The organism is Rhodococcus sp. TAF43 (assembly GCF_052113525.1).
Classification (GTDB): domain Bacteria; phylum Actinomycetota; class Actinomycetes; order Mycobacteriales; family Mycobacteriaceae; genus Prescottella.
This window is the reverse complement of sequence record NZ_JBFRDL010000007.1, coordinates 1-14875: the sequence shown is the minus strand read 5'-3', so window position 1 is coordinate 14875 and position 14875 is coordinate 1. Positions and strand designations below refer to the sequence as shown.

General features: G+C 68.2%; 14 protein-coding genes. 12 read left to right on the top strand and 2 right to left on the bottom strand.

Annotated elements, in window-relative coordinates; all coding sequences use genetic code 11:
• Positions 1 to 56 precede the first annotated feature (56 nt).
• On the top strand, positions 57 to 1031 hold the full coding sequence (locus tag AB4Z09_RS07085) for a COX15/CtaA family protein (protein WP_174910002.1): 975 nt from the start codon (positions 57 to 59) through the stop codon (positions 1029 to 1031).
• 72 nt (positions 1032 to 1103) lie between these two features.
• Here the strand turns inward: AB4Z09_RS07085 and AB4Z09_RS07080 are convergent, their stop codons facing one another.
• A complete protein-coding gene (locus tag AB4Z09_RS07080; RefSeq protein ID WP_114722729.1) occupies positions 1104 to 1457 on the bottom strand; it encodes a hypothetical protein in 354 nt (117 codons plus the stop codon).
• Between the two features lie 83 nt (positions 1458 to 1540).
• Here AB4Z09_RS07080 and AB4Z09_RS07075 point away from each other — a divergent pair, with 83 nt between their 5' ends.
• The gene (locus tag AB4Z09_RS07075; RefSeq protein WP_114722728.1) at positions 1541 to 2506 is read left to right on the top strand and encodes a quinone oxidoreductase family protein; all 966 of its coding nucleotides are present in this window, start codon (positions 1541 to 1543) and stop codon (positions 2504 to 2506) included.
• Between the two features lie 80 nt (positions 2507 to 2586).
• On the opposite strand, the gene AB4Z09_RS07070 is transcribed toward AB4Z09_RS07075, so the two are convergent.
• The gene (locus tag AB4Z09_RS07070) at positions 2587 to 3576 is read right to left on the bottom strand and encodes a heme o synthase (protein ID WP_174909998.1); all 990 of its coding nucleotides are present in this window, start codon (positions 3574 to 3576) and stop codon (positions 2587 to 2589) included.
• Positions 3577 to 3770: 194 nt separating this feature from the next.
• On the opposite strand from AB4Z09_RS07070, the gene tkt reads away from it, so the two are divergent.
• The 10 genes from tkt (at position 3771) to AB4Z09_RS07020 (ending at position 14792) form a co-directional block, all read left to right on the top strand.
• A complete protein-coding gene (gene tkt, locus AB4Z09_RS07065) occupies positions 3771 to 5873 on the top strand; it encodes a transketolase (protein ID WP_442239420.1) in 2103 nt (700 codons plus the stop codon).
• A gap of 6 nt (positions 5874 to 5879) precedes the next feature.
• Positions 5880 to 7013, top strand: a complete 1134-nt coding sequence (gene tal / locus AB4Z09_RS07060) for a transaldolase (protein WP_174909994.1) — start codon at positions 5880 to 5882, stop codon at positions 7011 to 7013.
• A gap of 4 nt (positions 7014 to 7017) precedes the next feature.
• Positions 7018 to 8559 carry a glucose-6-phosphate dehydrogenase gene (gene zwf, locus AB4Z09_RS07055; protein WP_174909992.1) on the top strand — a complete coding sequence of 514 codons (1542 nt, stop codon included), beginning with the start codon at positions 7018 to 7020 and terminating at the stop codon, positions 8557 to 8559.
• Positions 8556 to 9464, top strand: coding sequence for a glucose-6-phosphate dehydrogenase assembly protein OpcA (opcA, locus tag AB4Z09_RS07050; RefSeq protein ID WP_368077042.1), 909 nt, complete (start codon positions 8556 to 8558; stop codon positions 9462 to 9464). Before zwf ends, opcA begins: the two co-directional genes overlap by 4 nt.
• Positions 9457 to 10215: a 6-phosphogluconolactonase gene (gene pgl / locus AB4Z09_RS07045; protein WP_114722722.1), complete on the top strand. Its 759-nt coding sequence runs from the start codon at positions 9457 to 9459 to the stop codon at positions 10213 to 10215. The genes opcA and pgl overlap by 8 nt, the downstream gene beginning before the upstream one ends.
• A 299-nt stretch (positions 10216 to 10514) precedes the next feature.
• Positions 10515 to 10973: a DUF6389 family protein gene (locus AB4Z09_RS07040; protein ID WP_442239419.1), complete on the top strand. Its 459-nt coding sequence runs from the start codon at positions 10515 to 10517 to the stop codon at positions 10971 to 10973.
• Between the two features lie 258 nt (positions 10974 to 11231).
• Positions 11232 to 11852: an AIM24 family protein gene (locus AB4Z09_RS07035; RefSeq protein ID WP_114722720.1), complete on the top strand. Its 621-nt coding sequence runs from the start codon at positions 11232 to 11234 to the stop codon at positions 11850 to 11852.
• Between the two features lie 29 nt (positions 11853 to 11881).
• Entirely contained in the window at positions 11882 to 12565 is a 684-nt protein-coding gene (locus AB4Z09_RS07030) for an AIM24 family protein (RefSeq protein WP_442239418.1), read from the top strand.
• A complete protein-coding gene (locus AB4Z09_RS07025) occupies positions 12562 to 13314 on the top strand; it encodes an AIM24 family protein (RefSeq protein WP_442239417.1) in 753 nt (250 codons plus the stop codon). Before AB4Z09_RS07030 ends, AB4Z09_RS07025 begins: the two co-directional genes overlap by 4 nt.
• 152 nt (positions 13315 to 13466) lie before the next feature.
• Entirely contained in the window at positions 13467 to 14792 is a 1326-nt protein-coding gene (locus tag AB4Z09_RS07020; RefSeq protein ID WP_442239416.1) for a vWA domain-containing protein, read from the top strand.
• The last annotated feature ends 83 nt before the right edge of the window (positions 14793 to 14875 follow it).

Below are 14875 nucleotides of genomic sequence, written 5' to 3'. Positions count from 1 at the left end.
CCGGCCGAGCCGGGCCCAACTACACCGCGTAGTGGAAGGCCCTCTACCATCGGGTTGTGCTGTATCGCGGGTTTGTGAGCCTGGTCAACCGTCTACCGCTGCCGTCGCTTGCGGTCCAGAAGTGGATCGCGATCGCGGTGATCGTGACGCAGGGCGGCATCGCGGTCACCGGATCGGTGGTCCGCGTGACGGCATCCGGCCTCGGATGCACCACCTGGCCGCAGTGCTACCCGGGCAGTTTCGTCCCGACCGGTGATTCGACGGCGCCCTGGTTCCACCAGACCATCGAGTTCGGTAACCGCCTGCTCACGTTCCTGGTGATCGCGACCGCCGCCGCGGTGGTCCTCGCGGTCACGCGCGCGGCGCGGCGGCGCGAGGTGCTCGTGTACGCGTGGCTGATGCCGCTGTCGACCGTCGCGCAGGCGGTGCTCGGCGGGATCACGGTGCTCACCGGGCTGCTCTGGTGGACGGTGGCGCTGCACCTGCTGGTGTCGATGGCAATGGTGTGGCTGTCGGTGATGCTGTACCACAAGATCGACCAACCGGACGACGGCGTCGAGGTCACCACCCTGCCCAAGCAGCTGAGCTGGCTGACCGCCCTCACCGGCGTCGCGCTGGCCGGCACGTTGGTGGCGGGAACGATGGTGACCGGTGCCGGCCCGCACGCCGGTGACAAGAACCCGGAGCGCACGGTCGAACGTCTGGACCTCGACATCACCAACCTGGTGCACCTGCATGCCGAGTTGCTCGTCGGCTACCTGGCGCTGCTGATCGGCCTGGGCTTCGGCCTGTACGCAGTCGGGGCGAGCGCCGAGGTGAAGCTGCGCCTGAAGGTCGTGATCGCGCTGGTCGTCGCACAGGCGTGCGTCGGACTCGTGCAGTTCTGGACGCACGTGCCGGCCGTGCTGGTGACGATCCACGTGGCGCTCGCCGGTGCGTGCACCGCCGCGACCGCTGCCCTGTACGCGGCGGGCCGGATCCGCGAGCCGGTGGCCGACCGCGCCGAAGCCGAAACTGTCGCGTCGGCCTGACGCCGCGTCACCACAACGAACGACGAAGGCCGGGTCCCCGCGACTACCGCGGGGACCCGGCCTTCTCAGGTGTCAGCGCTCGTTGCGAGCCTTCGGGAATCGCGTCTGGTGGGCCACCCAGCCCGCCATCTTCGCGAAATGACCCTTGCGCGGGGTCACGACACTGGTGAGGGCGCGGTCCCACTCGGAGACCGTGATCTCGTCGAACGAAGCCACGACGGCGTTGGCGATCGCGACCGTGTCGACCACCTGGTCGCCGAGGATGCCGTCGGCGCCGACGAGGGTGATGCGCACGCCCGCGCGACCCACCGGCTGGATGACCGCGCTCGCGGATCCACCGTGCTCGGACAGGAACTTGCGGATCGCGGCGACCGTGCCCGAGGGCAGGACCGGGGCCGCAGCGGTGCTCTGGGTATCGGTGCTCATGGGGCCAGACTACTGTGCGGTAGCCGAACGACCGTCACGACCTTCCGGTACCGCACGGCGTGAGCCGGTGTAGAACAAAGAGCATGCGTGCAATCGTGGTGTCCCAGTTCGGCGGTCCGGAGGTTCTCGTCCCCACAGAGGTGCCCGATCCGGAGATCGGCCCCGGTGACCTGCTGGTTGCCACGGAGGCGATCGGCATCAACTTCATCGACACGTACTTCCGCACCGGAACCTATGCCCGCGACGTCCCATACGTGCCCGGCGACGAGGGGTCCGGCGTGGTCCTCGAGGTCGGGTCCGACGTCACCGACTTCGCGGTGGGCGACCGCGTCGCGTGGGCGGCCGCGGCCGCCGGCTACGCGGAGAAGGTCGCGGTGCCCGCCGCGGTGGCGGTGAAGGTGCCCGCCGGCGTGGCTCCCGAGTTCGCGGCGTCGGCGCTGCTGCAGGGCATGACCGCGCACTACCTGATCGAGTCGGCGTTTCCCGCGCAGGCCGGGGACACCGTCCTCGTGCACGCCGGAGCCGGCGGGGTGGGCCTGCTGCTCACCCAGATGGCCGCCGCGAAGGACGTCAAGGTCATCACGACGGTGTCGAGCGACGAGAAGGAATCGCTGTCGCGCGAGGCCGGCGCGTGGCGGGTCCTACGGTACGGTGCCGGGCTCGCGGACCAGGTTCGTGAGCTCACCGGCGGCGAAGGGGTCGCCGCCGTGTACGACGGCGTCGGCAAGGACACGTTCGACGCGAGTCTCGCGTCGTTGCGGATCCGCGGCACCCTCGTGCTGTTCGGGGCCGCCAGCGGACCCGTCGCGCCCTTCGACCTGCAGCGTCTGAACTCCTCCGGATCGCTGTACGTCACCCGCCCCACGCTCGCGCACTACGTGCGGAATCGGGAAGAGCTGACGTGGCGCGCCGGTGCGGTACTGGACGCCATCGCCGCCGGGACATTGAAACTGCGCGTGGGCGGCACATATCCCCTCGCGGACGCCGCGCAGGCGCACCGGGACCTCGAGGGACGCCGGACCATCGGGTCGATCGTGCTGGTGCCCTAGCAAGCCCGTCGAACGACGGAGGCTGTCGAACGGCGAGGGCCCCGGTCGTCGAAACGACCAGGGCCCTCGCCGAGAGTTCGTCAGAAGTAACTGGCGATGGTGTTCCAGCCGAGCACGGAGTCGACGGCGAGTCCGCAGCACACGACCGCGAGGTAGTTGTTGGACTGCAGGAACAGCTTGAGCGGCTTGATCGGGGTGCCGCCGCGCACGCTGTTGTACAGCTGGTGAGCGACGAACAGGAACCACGCGCCGGCCAGCAGGGTGACGCCCGCGTAGATCCAGCCGGCCGCCGGGACCAGCGCCAGCGACGCGAGGACCGTCGCCCACGTGTAGATCACGATCTGCTTGGTGACGTGTTCCTCGGACGCGATGACCGGGAGCATCGGGACACCGGCAGCCTTGTAGTCCTCCTTGTAGCGCATCGCGAGCGCCCAGGTGTGCGGCGGCGTCCAGAAGAAGATGATCAGGAACAGGACGACCGGCTCCCAGCTCAGCGATCCGGTGACCGCGGCCCAGCCGACCATGACCGGCATGCAGCCGGCGGCGCCGCCCCAGATCACGTTCTGCCACGTCCGGCGCTTGAGCACCATCGTGTAGACGAGCACGTAGAAGGCGATGGTGAGAACCACGAGGAACCCGGCGAGCAGGTTGGCGCGCCACCACAGCCACAGGAACGAGGCGACACCGAGCGTCATGCCGAACACGAAAGCGTGCCGGGTCGGGACGGCCTGACGTGCGAGGGGACGCAGCGCCGTCCGCTTCATCACCTTGTCGATGTCGGCGTCGACGACGCAGTTGAGCGAGTTGGCGCTCGCCGCGCCCATCCATCCACCGAACAGCGTGCTGATGATGAGGACGAGATCGATGTGGCCGCGGTCCGCGAGCAGCATCGCCGGAATCGTGGCGACGAGCAGCAGCTCGATCACCCGCGGCTTCGTCAATGCGATGTACGCCAGAATCGTCGCCGAAACGCGGCCCCACAGCGTGGTGGTGTCCCGCGCAGTCTTCGATTCGGATGCGGCGGCGGGGCTGCCGAAGCCATGTCCGCTCGGCCGATGCCCTGTACGCACGCTATCTCCTTGCCCCACGCGACTACATCCTCGCTTGCTACTGCACTACTACAAACGATGGTAGACGCCGCAAACCTGCGAACCGAATCGACCCGAATGGGGAGGCACAACTAGGCTGGAGGCGCACAAGAGGCCCGCTAACGCCCACAGCTCCCTCCGGCTCCACGTACAACCATGTCAGGAGACATCTGCCCGTGTCGATCACAGACGAGATCCGCGTCCTCACGCAACCGGTCCACCCTGCCGATTGGACCGACCTGGACACCAAGGCCGTCGACACCGTCCGAGTCCTCGCCGCGGACGCCGTCCAGAAGGTCGGCAACGGCCACCCGGGCACCGCGATGAGCCTCGCACCTCTCGCCTACACCATGTTCCAGCGGGTGTTGCGCCACGATCCGAAGAACCCGGAATGGGTGGGTCGCGACCGCTTCGTCCTGTCCTGCGGCCACAGCAGCCTGACGCTGTACCTGCAGCTGTACTTGTCGGGTTACGGACTCGAGCTGTCCGACATCGAGGCACTGCGCACGTGGGGCTCGCTGACCCCGGGCCACCCGGAGTACGGCCACACGGTCGGCGTCGAGATGACCACCGGGCCGCTCGGCCAGGGCCTGGCGTCCTCGGTCGGCATGGCGATGGCCGCCCGCCGCGAGCGCGGCCTGTTCGATCCGGACGCCGCGGCCGGCGCCAGCCCGTTCGACCACTACGTCTACGTGATCGCCTCCGACGGTGACATGGAGGAAGGCGTCACGTCGGAGGCGTCGTCGATCGCCGGTGTCCAGCAGTTGGGCAACCTCGTCGTCTTCTACGACGACAACAAGATCTCGATCGAACACGACACCGCGATCGCCCTCGGCGAGGACGTCGCCAAGCGCTACGAGGCGTACGGCTGGCATGTGCAGACCGTCGAGGGCGGCGAGAACGTCTCCGCGATCCTCGACGCTGTCGAGGCCGCCAAGGCGGTCACCGACAAGCCGTCGATCATCCTGCTCCGCACGATCATCGGCTACCCGGCGCCGACCATGATGAACACCGGCGACGTGCACGGTGCCGCTCTGGGCGCCGAAGAGGTCGCCGGCGTCAAGCGGGCCCTCGGATTCGACCCGGAGAAGAGCTTCGACGTCGATCCGGCCGCGCTCGCGCACGCCCGTGAGGTCCTGGATCGAGGCGCCGCGGCACACGCACAGTGGCAGGCCGACTTCGACGCGTGGGCCGCTCGCGAGCCCGAGCGCAAGGCGCTGTTCGACCGCCTCCACGCCGGCGAGTTCCCCGAGGGCTGGACCGACAACCTGCCGACGTGGGACGCGGACGCCAAGGGCGTCGCCACCCGCAAGGCGTCGGGCAAGACCCTCAACGCGCTGGGCCCGATCCTGCCGGAGCTGTGGGGCGGCTCGGCCGACCTCGCCGGCAGCAACAACACCACGATCGACGGTTCCGACTCGTTCGGTCCGACGTCGATCTCCACCAAGGACTGGAACGCGCAGCCCTACGGCCGGACGCTGCACTTCGGCATCCGCGAGCACGCGATGGGCTCGATCCTCAACGGCATCGTGCTGCACGGACCCACCCGCGCCTACGGCGGCACGTTCCTCGTGTTCAGCGACTACATGCGTCCCGCGGTCCGACTGGCGTCGCTGATGAAGACGCCGGCGATCTACGTGTGGACGCACGACTCCATCGGTCTCGGCGAGGACGGCCCCACGCACCAGCCGATCGAGCACCTGGCCGCGCTGCGTGCGATCCCGAACATGTCCGTGATCCGTCCGGGTGACGCGAACGAGACCGCGCAGGCCTGGAAGGCCGCGCTCGAACACAAGACCGGCCCCACCGCCCTGGCCCTGACCCGTCAGGACATCCCGGTCCTCGAGGGCACCCGCGACAAGGCCGCCGAGGGCGTCGCCCGTGGCGCGTACATCCTGGCCGAGGCGTCGACGGGCACCCCCGAGGTGATCCTGCTGGGTACCGGTTCGGAGCTGCAGCTGGCCGTCGCCGCCCGCGAGGTGCTCGAAGCCGACGGCATCGCCACCCGCGTCGTGTCGGTCCCCTGCCTCGACTGGTTCGAGCAGCAGGACCAGGCCTACCGCGACGCGGTGCTGCCGCCGGCGGTGCGGGCCCGCGTCTCCGTCGAGGCCGGTATCGCGATGCCGTGGTACAAGTTCATCAGCAGTGACGGCGAGGCCGTGTCGATCGAGCACTACGGCGCTTCCGCCGACTACAAGACGCTGTTCCGCGAGTTCGGCTTCACGGCCGAGGCGGTCACCGATGCGGCTCGCCGCACCCTCGCACGTGTGAAGGGATGAATCACCATGACTGACACCGCAACCCAGAATGCAAACCTCGCGGCGCTGTCCGCGGCGGGTGTGTCCGTGTGGCTCGACGATCTGTCGCGCACGCGGCTCGAGACCGGCAACCTCGCGGAGCTGATCGCGACCCGCAGCGTCGTCGGCGTCACTACCAACCCGACGATCTTCCAGGGCGCCCTCACCAAGGGCGAGGCGTACGACGCGCAGCTGCGCGAGCTCGCGAAGAACGGCGCCGACGTCGACGAGACCGTCCGCGCGCTCACCACGGACGACGTCCGGGCAGCGTGCGAGGTGCTGGCCCCGCAGGCCGAGGCCTCCGACGGTGTCGACGGCCGGGTGTCGATCGAGGTCGATCCGCGACTGGCACACGAGACCGACGCGACGGTGGCGCAGGCCATCGAACTGTGGAAGCTCGTCGACCGCGACAACCTGCTGATCAAGATCCCGGCCACCAAGGCGGGTCTGCCCGCGATCACCCGGGTGATCGCGGAGGGCATCAGCGTCAACGTCACGCTGATCTTCTCGGTCGAGCGCTACGAGGCCGTCATCGACGCGTACCTCGCGGGCCTCGAGGCCGCGAAGTCCGCCGGACACGATCTGTCGAAGATCCACTCGGTCGCGTCGTTCTTCGTCTCCCGCGTGGACAGCGAGATCGACGGACAGCTCGAGAAGATCAGCTCGGACGCGGCGCTCGCACTGCGCGGCAAGGCCGGTTTGGCCAACGCCCGCCTCGCGTACGCCTCGTACCAGCAGGTGTTCGAGGGCGGGTCGCGCTGGGAGGCGCTGGCCGCCGCCGGCGCCCGCGTGCAGCGTCCGCTGTGGGCCTCGACCGGTGTGAAGAATCCCGACTACTCGGACACGCTGTACGTCACCGAGCTCGTCGCCCCTCACACGGTCAACACGATGCCGGAGAAGACCATGGAAGCGGTCGCCGATCACGGCGTCGTCTCCGGGGACACCATCTCGGGCACCGCCGCGGCGTCGCAGGCCGTCTTCGACCAGCTCGCCGCCGTCGGTATCGACATCCCCGCGGTGTTCGACAAGCTCGAGACGGAGGGCGTGGACAAGTTCGAGGTCTCGTGGAACGAGCTCCTCGACGCGATCTCGGAGCAGCTCACCGCTGCTCGAGAGAGCTGACCCCGTGAGCGGACCCGCGGCGGACGGTTGGACCAACCCACTTCGGGACAGCAGGGACCGGCGACTGCCTCGCATCGCCGGCCCCTGTGGCCTGGTGATCTTCGGTGTCACCGGCGATTTGGCTCGCAAGAAGCTGATGCCCGCGGTCTACGACCTCGCCAACAGAGGCCTCCTGCCGCCCGGGTTCGCTCTGGTCGGGTTCGCCCGGCGTGACTGGGTGGACCAGGATTTCGCCCAGGTCGTGCACGACGCCGTGCGCGAGCACGCCCGCACACCGTTCAGCGAGGACGTGTGGGAGCAGCTCGCGAAGGGCATTCGCTTCGTGCAGGGCAGCTTCGACGACGCCGAGGCCTTCACGAACCTCTCGAACACCCTCGACGCCCTGGACCGTGAACGCGGCACCCGCGGCAATCACGCTTTCTACCTGTCGATTCCGCCCGCCCAGTTCCCCACGGTGTGCGAACAGCTGTCGACGTCGGGTCTGGCCAAGTCCGCCGACGGGCAGTGGCGCCGGGTGGTCATCGAGAAGCCGTTCGGGCACGACCTCGAGAGCGCGCAGGAACTCAATGCGGTGGTGAACAACGTGTTCCCGGAGGACACGGTGTTCCGCATCGATCACTACCTGGGCAAGGAGACGGTCCAGAACATCCTGGCGCTGCGGTTCGCGAACCAGTTGTTCGACCCGATCTGGAACGCGCACTACGTCGACCACGTGCAGATCACGATGGCCGAGGACATCGGTCTCGGGGGGCGCGCCGGGTACTACGACGGTATCGGCGCCGCACGGGACGTCATCCAGAACCACCTGCTGCAGCTGCTGGCGTTCACCGCGATGGAGGAGCCGATCAGCTTCGAACCGTCCGAGCTGCAGGCCGAGAAGATCAAGGTGCTCTCCGCGACCCGCCTCGCCGAGCCCCTCGACGAGACCACCGCACGCGGTCAGTACGCCGGTGGGTGGCAGGGCGGACGCAAGGTCGTCGGCCTCCTCGAGGAGGAGGGATTCGCGAAGGACTCCACCACCGAGACCTACGCGGCGATCACCCTCGAGGTGGACACCCGCCGCTGGGCCGGGGTGCCGTTCTACCTGCGTACGGGAAAACGGCTGGGCCGCAGGGTCACCGAGATCGCCGTCGTGTTCAAGCGGGCCCCGCATCTGCCGTTCGACGCGACCATGACCGAGGACCTCGGCCAGAACGCCCTCGTGATCCGGGTCCAGCCCGACGAGGGCGTCACCATGCGGTTCGGCTCCAAGGTGCCGGGATCGAGCATGGAGGTCCGGGACGTCAACATGGACTTCAGCTATGGACAGGCGTTCACCGAGTCCTCCCCGGAGGCCTACGAGCGGCTGATCCTCGATGTCCTGCTGGGCGAGCCGTCCCTGTTCCCCGTCAACGCCGAGGTCGAGTTGTCGTGGAAGATCCTCGACCCGGTCCTCGAACACTGGGCGAAGCAGGGCAAGCCCGAGCCCTACGAGGCAGGCACGTGGGGTCCGCCGTCGGCGCAGGAAATGATGCGCCGCACCGGTCGTGAATGGAGAAGGCCGTGATCATCGAGCTGCCGGGAACCACCACCGGAGCGATCAACAAGAAGCTCGTCGAGCTCCGCGAGTCCGGCGGCGCCGTCACGTTGGGCCGCGTCCTGACGCTGGTCGTGTGCACCCGGGACAGCAAGAACTCCGAGGACGTCATCGACGCCGCGAACGAGGCCAGCCGGGAGCATCCCTGCCGCGTCATCGTGGTGGCGCGCGGATCCCGCTCGGAGGAGACACATCTCGACGCCGAGATCCGGGTCGGCGGCGACGCCGGCGCCTCCGAGGTCGTGGTGCTGCGGGTGTACGGAGAGCTTGCCGACCACGAGGCGAGTGTCGTCGTCCCGTTCCTGCTGCCCGACACCCCCGTCGTCGCGTGGTGGCCCGAAGACGCCCCCACCGTGCCGGCACTGGATCCGGTGGGTCGCCTGGCGATCCGCCGCATCACCGACGCCACCGGCGCCGAGGACCCGACATCGACGATCAAGAGCCGGCTCGGGTCGTACACCGCCGGGGACACCGACCTGGCGTGGAGCCGGGTCACGTACTGGCGCGCGCTGCTGACCTCCGCCCTCGACCAGCCGCCGCACGAGCGCATCGTCTCGGCGACGGTGTCGGGTCTGGCCACCGAACCGGCCCTCGACGTGCTCGCGGGCTGGCTGGCCGATCGCATCGACGGCCCGGTCCGCCGGCAGACCGGTGATCTGTTCGTCGAGCTGAAGCTCGCGAACGACACCATCTCGATCAGCCGCCCGCAGGCCGAGACGACCGCGACGCTGAGCCGGACCGGTCAGCCCGACGCCCTGGTGGCGCTGGCCCGGCGCGAGACCCGCGACTGCCTCGCCGAGGAACTGCGCCGACTGGACCCGGACGAGATCTACGAGGCCGCCCTGACCGGACTGTCGAAGGTGGAATATGTCTGACGTGAATGCACAGCAGGAGATCCAGCGGTACCCGGACACCGACGCACTGGTGCAGGCTGCGGCCACGCGGTTCGTCGACGCCGTCGTCGCGGCGCAGCGCGAGCGCGGGTCGGCATCGGTGGTCCTCACCGGAGGCGGCACCGGCATCGCACTGCTCGAGCACGTCCGCAAGAACCCGGGTGCGATCGACTGGTCGGCGCTCGACGTGTTCTTCGGCGACGAACGCTTCCTGCCCTCGGGTGATCCCGAGCGCAACGAGGTGCAGGCACACCAGGCCCTGCTCGACCACGTCCCGGTCGACCAGTCCCGGGTGCACGTGGTGGCGGCATCGGACGGCGCGTACAACAGCGATCCGGTCACCGCGGCGGCCGCGTACGCCGAGGTGCTCGATGCGTTCGGGTCCGATCGCACCGGCCCGTTGTTCGACATCCACCTGCTGGGTATGGGCGGTGAGGGACATATCAATTCGCTGTTCCCCCACACCGATGCGGTCCGCGAGAGTAAGCAGCTGGTCGTCGCCGTCACCGACTCCCCCAAGCCGCCGGCGGTCCGCGTGACGCTCACGCTGCCGGCGCTGCAGTCGGCGCGCGAGGTGTGGCTCATCGTCTCGGGCGAGGCGAAGGCCGACGCGGTCGCCGCCGCGATCGGAGGCGCATCCGCCGAGGAGATCCCGGCCGCGGGTGCTCGGGGGATCGAGAAGACCGTGTGGCTGCTCGACGAGACCGCGGCGGGCGCACTGCCCCGCGCCTGACCTCGACGTCCGTCATTCCGGCTGGTCGTCGACGGGCCGGACCGACTGCGGAGGTTCACCGGTGTCGGCCACGATCGGTCGTGGCCGACATCCGGTCGACAGCAGTCCACCGCTGCGCGGCCCGGCCGACGCGCGCAATGTCGGCCGCCGATACGTGGCTCCCCTCGGGCACCGATCCATTCGCCCACTCCCTCCGCCGCCGTTCCCCTTTTTCGAATCCGTTCGCTCTGTAGGACGCGACGAATCGTCGAACGGTTCCCTCGCCGCCGCCGGCCGGGTCCCGGCGCTACTATTCCGTCGTGAACCGCACCGAGTACCTGTCGGAACTGGCGACCGTCCTCGGCCGCTACACGGAGACTGCCGCGCAGCGGATTTCGGAGATTCTCGACGCCTGCCCCACCGAGGCGACCGCCCTGTGGTTCGACGTGTTCCCCGATCAGGACGGGGAGGGAACCTTCGATGTGTGGGCGCGATTCGACGGCCCGGACGCCTTCGTGCTGAACCGGCCGATCGACGACCACCGCCACCTGTTCGGGGTGGTCCACACCGAGGACGGACTCGACCCCGACGTTCCGCTCTGGCCCACCCGCAACACGCCCTTCTGCATCCAGGACACGGTGGTCGACGCCGCCGCGACCTGGCTCACGACGTTGTGGTCCCGGGTCGGTGAGGGTCGCTCGAGGGTGCCCTGGCACATCGAGGGCGACGACGGCTACGGAACCATCACCCCGCTGCTGTTCACCCCGCCGACCGGGTAGGGACCGCGGCGTACGGGGCCCTGCACCCCAGAGCGTGTCTCCTGAAGAGAGACGGTCGGATCGGAGCACCTGGCTGCGACTCCTCGCCGAACAGGAGACGAACCCCAGCCCCCGTGAGCAACTCGGTTGGCCCGCAATGATCAACTTGGGTCGCCCAGTTCCCGAGGCGGTCGAGTTCACCTCCAGGCCCCCGTGATTCACTCTGTACCGAGATGTCGCCGGCGAAGGGCTGCCGGTCGAACGTATGGGGAGACGAACATGCAGTTGGTGCAGCGATCCAAGAGGATCCTCGAGGCGCACCTGACCGGCGACACTATCCGCGCACTGAGCGGATCGATGATCGCCTACGACGGCAAGGTCACGTTCAAGTCCGCCGGATTCGGTGGCGGCGACGGGGTGCTCGCAGCGCTGAAACAACGCACCACCGGCGAGGGTTTGTCGCTGATGGAGTGCACCGGCACCGGCACCGTCTATCTCGCGCACGACGCCGCAGATCTCACCCTCATCGAAATGGCGGGCGAGACGCTGCAGGTCGAATCCGAACAGTTACTGGCACTGACCGGGAACCTACGCACCGCCGTGTCATTCACCGGACTGCGCGGAGCGATGAGCGGCCAGGGCCTGTTCACCACCACGGTCACCGGCACCGGCCAGGTCGCATTGATGTCCCACGGCGGTCCTCTCGTCCACCTCGAGGTGGCCCCGCAGCACCCACTGGTCGTCGACCCCGATGCGTTCGTGTGCGCTCGCGGTCAACTCACCCAGTCGTTCGTCACCGATGCGTCCTGGCGGACCGCGGTGGGCCAGGGCAACGGTGAGGCGTTCTCCCTGAAGTGGGACGGCACAGGCGTGGTGTCGATCCAACCGGCCGAACGCTGATCCGTCACAGCGGAGACAGGGAGCAACGGATGTTCACACAGGTCAACGACAAAGTTGTCACCGTGGATCTGGGCCGGACAGGGCCCGTGGTGGCGCGCCGCGGCGCGATGCTGTTCTACACCGGGCAGGTGCAGTTCACCCCGCACCACGTCCCGGGTCTCGGGGGCGGTGGCGGGCTCGGGGCCATGGCCGGCCGAATGCTCCACGGCGAGCACGAGGCGACGATGCTCGCGCAGGGAACCGGCTCCGTGCACTACGGGTTCCGCGGAATCGAAACCCACATCGTCGACGTTTCGGCCGCGGGGCAACTGCGAGTCGAAGCCTCCCGTCTGCTGGCCTACACGAGCGGGTTGCAGGTCTCGGTCGTCTCCGCAGCCGCCCCGTCCAGTGGTGGGGGCGGCGGATTGCGGGGGACGCTGCGTGGCGCCGCCGCAGGAGTGGCCACCGGGCAAGGCATGTCGACCACACAGCTCTCCGGGCACGGTTTCGCGGTGGTCCTCGGTCACGGCGGATTTCTGGAACTCCAGGTCACCCCCGATCGGCCGGTGATGGTCGATCCGCAGGCCTACGTCGCAGCCCTCGGGTCGGTGACGACGACATTGAAGTCCGGAATGAGCTGGCGCAACGTCGCCCGCAGCGGCGGGGAGAACATACAACTCGAGTGCACCGGTCACGGTGTGGTGTTGGTCCAGGCATCGGAGGAGAAACTGTGAGCACGGTCTGGAATCCGGCGACGCTGCCCGGCAACGACAACATCCCAGGCAACCACTACACGTTCACCGTGGATCTGCAGCACCCGTGGTTCATGTCCAAGGGCGCGATGATCGCCTACTACGGGCAGATGACGTTCACCTCGCTCCAGCACAGTTTGCAGGGCCACATGCTGCAGATGGTCGCCCAGCAGTTCTCCGCTCCCCTGCACCTGCACGACTTCGTCGTCGCCGACGGACAGGGCAAGCTGATCCTCGGCGACCGCGGCTACGACATCAACTCCTACGACCTCGATGACGGCAACCTGACCATTCGAGCCGCGAACCTTCTGGCGTTCGAGCCCGCCCTGGCGCTCAACCAATCGATCGTTCCGGGCTTTGTGACGCTGATCGGCACCGGCAAGTTCCTCGCGTCATCGAACGGGCCGGTCATGTTCGTCGAGCCACCGGTGCGGGTGGACCCGGAAGCGCTTGTCGGGTGGGCGGACTGCCCGTCGCCGAGCCACCACTTCGACCAAGCGTGGGTGACCGGGTTCGTGCAGGCCGCCGCGCGCCGCGTCGGCGTGCAGTCGGGCGAGGAACGGCAATACGACTTCACCGGCGCCGGCACCGTGTTGGTGCAGTCCAGCGAGAAGGTCATCAACGATCAGTCGCTGGTTCGTAGCATCCTCGGCATGCTGCCGGGGGTCTCCTCGCCAGGACTGCATCAGATCAACCAGGAGATCAGCAGCCAGCTGGGAAGCCAGCATTGACGACATCGGTGATCGGTGTCGGGATTCGGCACGAGCCGCATGGTGCCCGAGCGGTGGGGTCATATGCTTCGCGGCGATGAGCCAGTCACGCAACAGCATCCGCCAGAGGGTCCGCCCGGGCTCCTCCTCCTGCCGAAAGGACTGACCGACCCGTGACCGCCCTGACCCGAGGCGCCAATACCAGCGTCGCCACCACTGCCACCACGATCGGAGTGACCGGAACCTCTCCCGGCAGCGTCGACCTGTTCGTGTTCCAACTCGACGAGCGTCGCAAGGTCCGCAGCGACGAGGACCTGGTGTTCTTCAACAACCCGACCTCCCCGGAGGGTGCAGTCACCCTCGTGGCCCAGGGGCAGGTGCGACTCGATCTCGCGGCGATYCCCGCGGGAATCGAGCGGATCGCGATAGCGGTGTCGGTCGACGAAACCGTAACCGGCCCACTGTCGGCGGTGCCCGCGCTGGCGGTTGCCGTGACCCAACCTGGCGGGACGACCGTCACCGCGGCTGCGGAGGGACTGACCACCGAGCGCTCCGCGGTGCTGCTCGAGGTGTACCGCCGGAACGGGGCATGGAAGGTTCGCAACGTCTCCGCCGGATGGAACGACGGCCTGGTCGCATTGGTCACCGAGCATGGCGTCGCCGTTGACGACACACCGGCACAACCCACCACCTCCATCTCCGTACCTGCTGTCACGGCAACCGCGCCGACCCCACCTGCGGGGGTGGCGACGGTGGACGCAGACGGGGTTCGCACGGTTCCGGCTGAGGCGAAGCTGTCGCTGGAGAAGCGACAGAAGCTGGACCTGCGCAAGAAGGAGGTCGCGAAGGTCCTGCTCGCCAACGGCGCCCGAGACTACGTCGGTCGGGTGATCCTGGTGATCGACAAGACCGGATCGATGAGCCGGCGCTACTCTGACGGCGAGGTGCAGGAGACTGTGCGCCGCATGGTCCCGGTGGCCACGCAGCTCGACGCCGACGGACAGCTCGAGGCATACCTGTACGGCGTCAATTTCGCCAAGCTCCCCGACGTGACAGTCGACCGCGCCGACCAGTGGATCGACGAGTACATCCATCTGCAAGGGGTACACGGCGGTATCGACTACGACAACGAGATCGGTGGCTTCAACGACGAGATCCCCATCATGACTGAGGTTCTCGCCGGCTTGGACGAGAACACCACCGTACCGACGCTGATCCTGTTCTTCACCGATGGCGGATTCAGCAAACGCTCTGCCATCGAAAAGCTGATGCGCCGGGCATCAGCTCGGCCGGCGTTCTGGCAGTTCATCGGGATCGGCCGAAGCAGCTTCGGTGTGCTCGAGAAGCTCGACACAATGTCCGGTCGGAAAGTCGACAATGCGGGATTCTTCTCCGTGAACAAAGTCGACGCGCTCTCCGATGCGGAGCTGTACCGACTCCTGTTGTCGGAGTATCCAGATTGGCTGCGCGCCGCCCGCGCCGCGCACATCTTGCGCTGACACCGGGCCGCAGGGAGACACGCACTAGCCGAGCGCGGTCCGCAGCGCCGCGCCCAGTTCCGGCGATGAGCTCATCGGCAGCG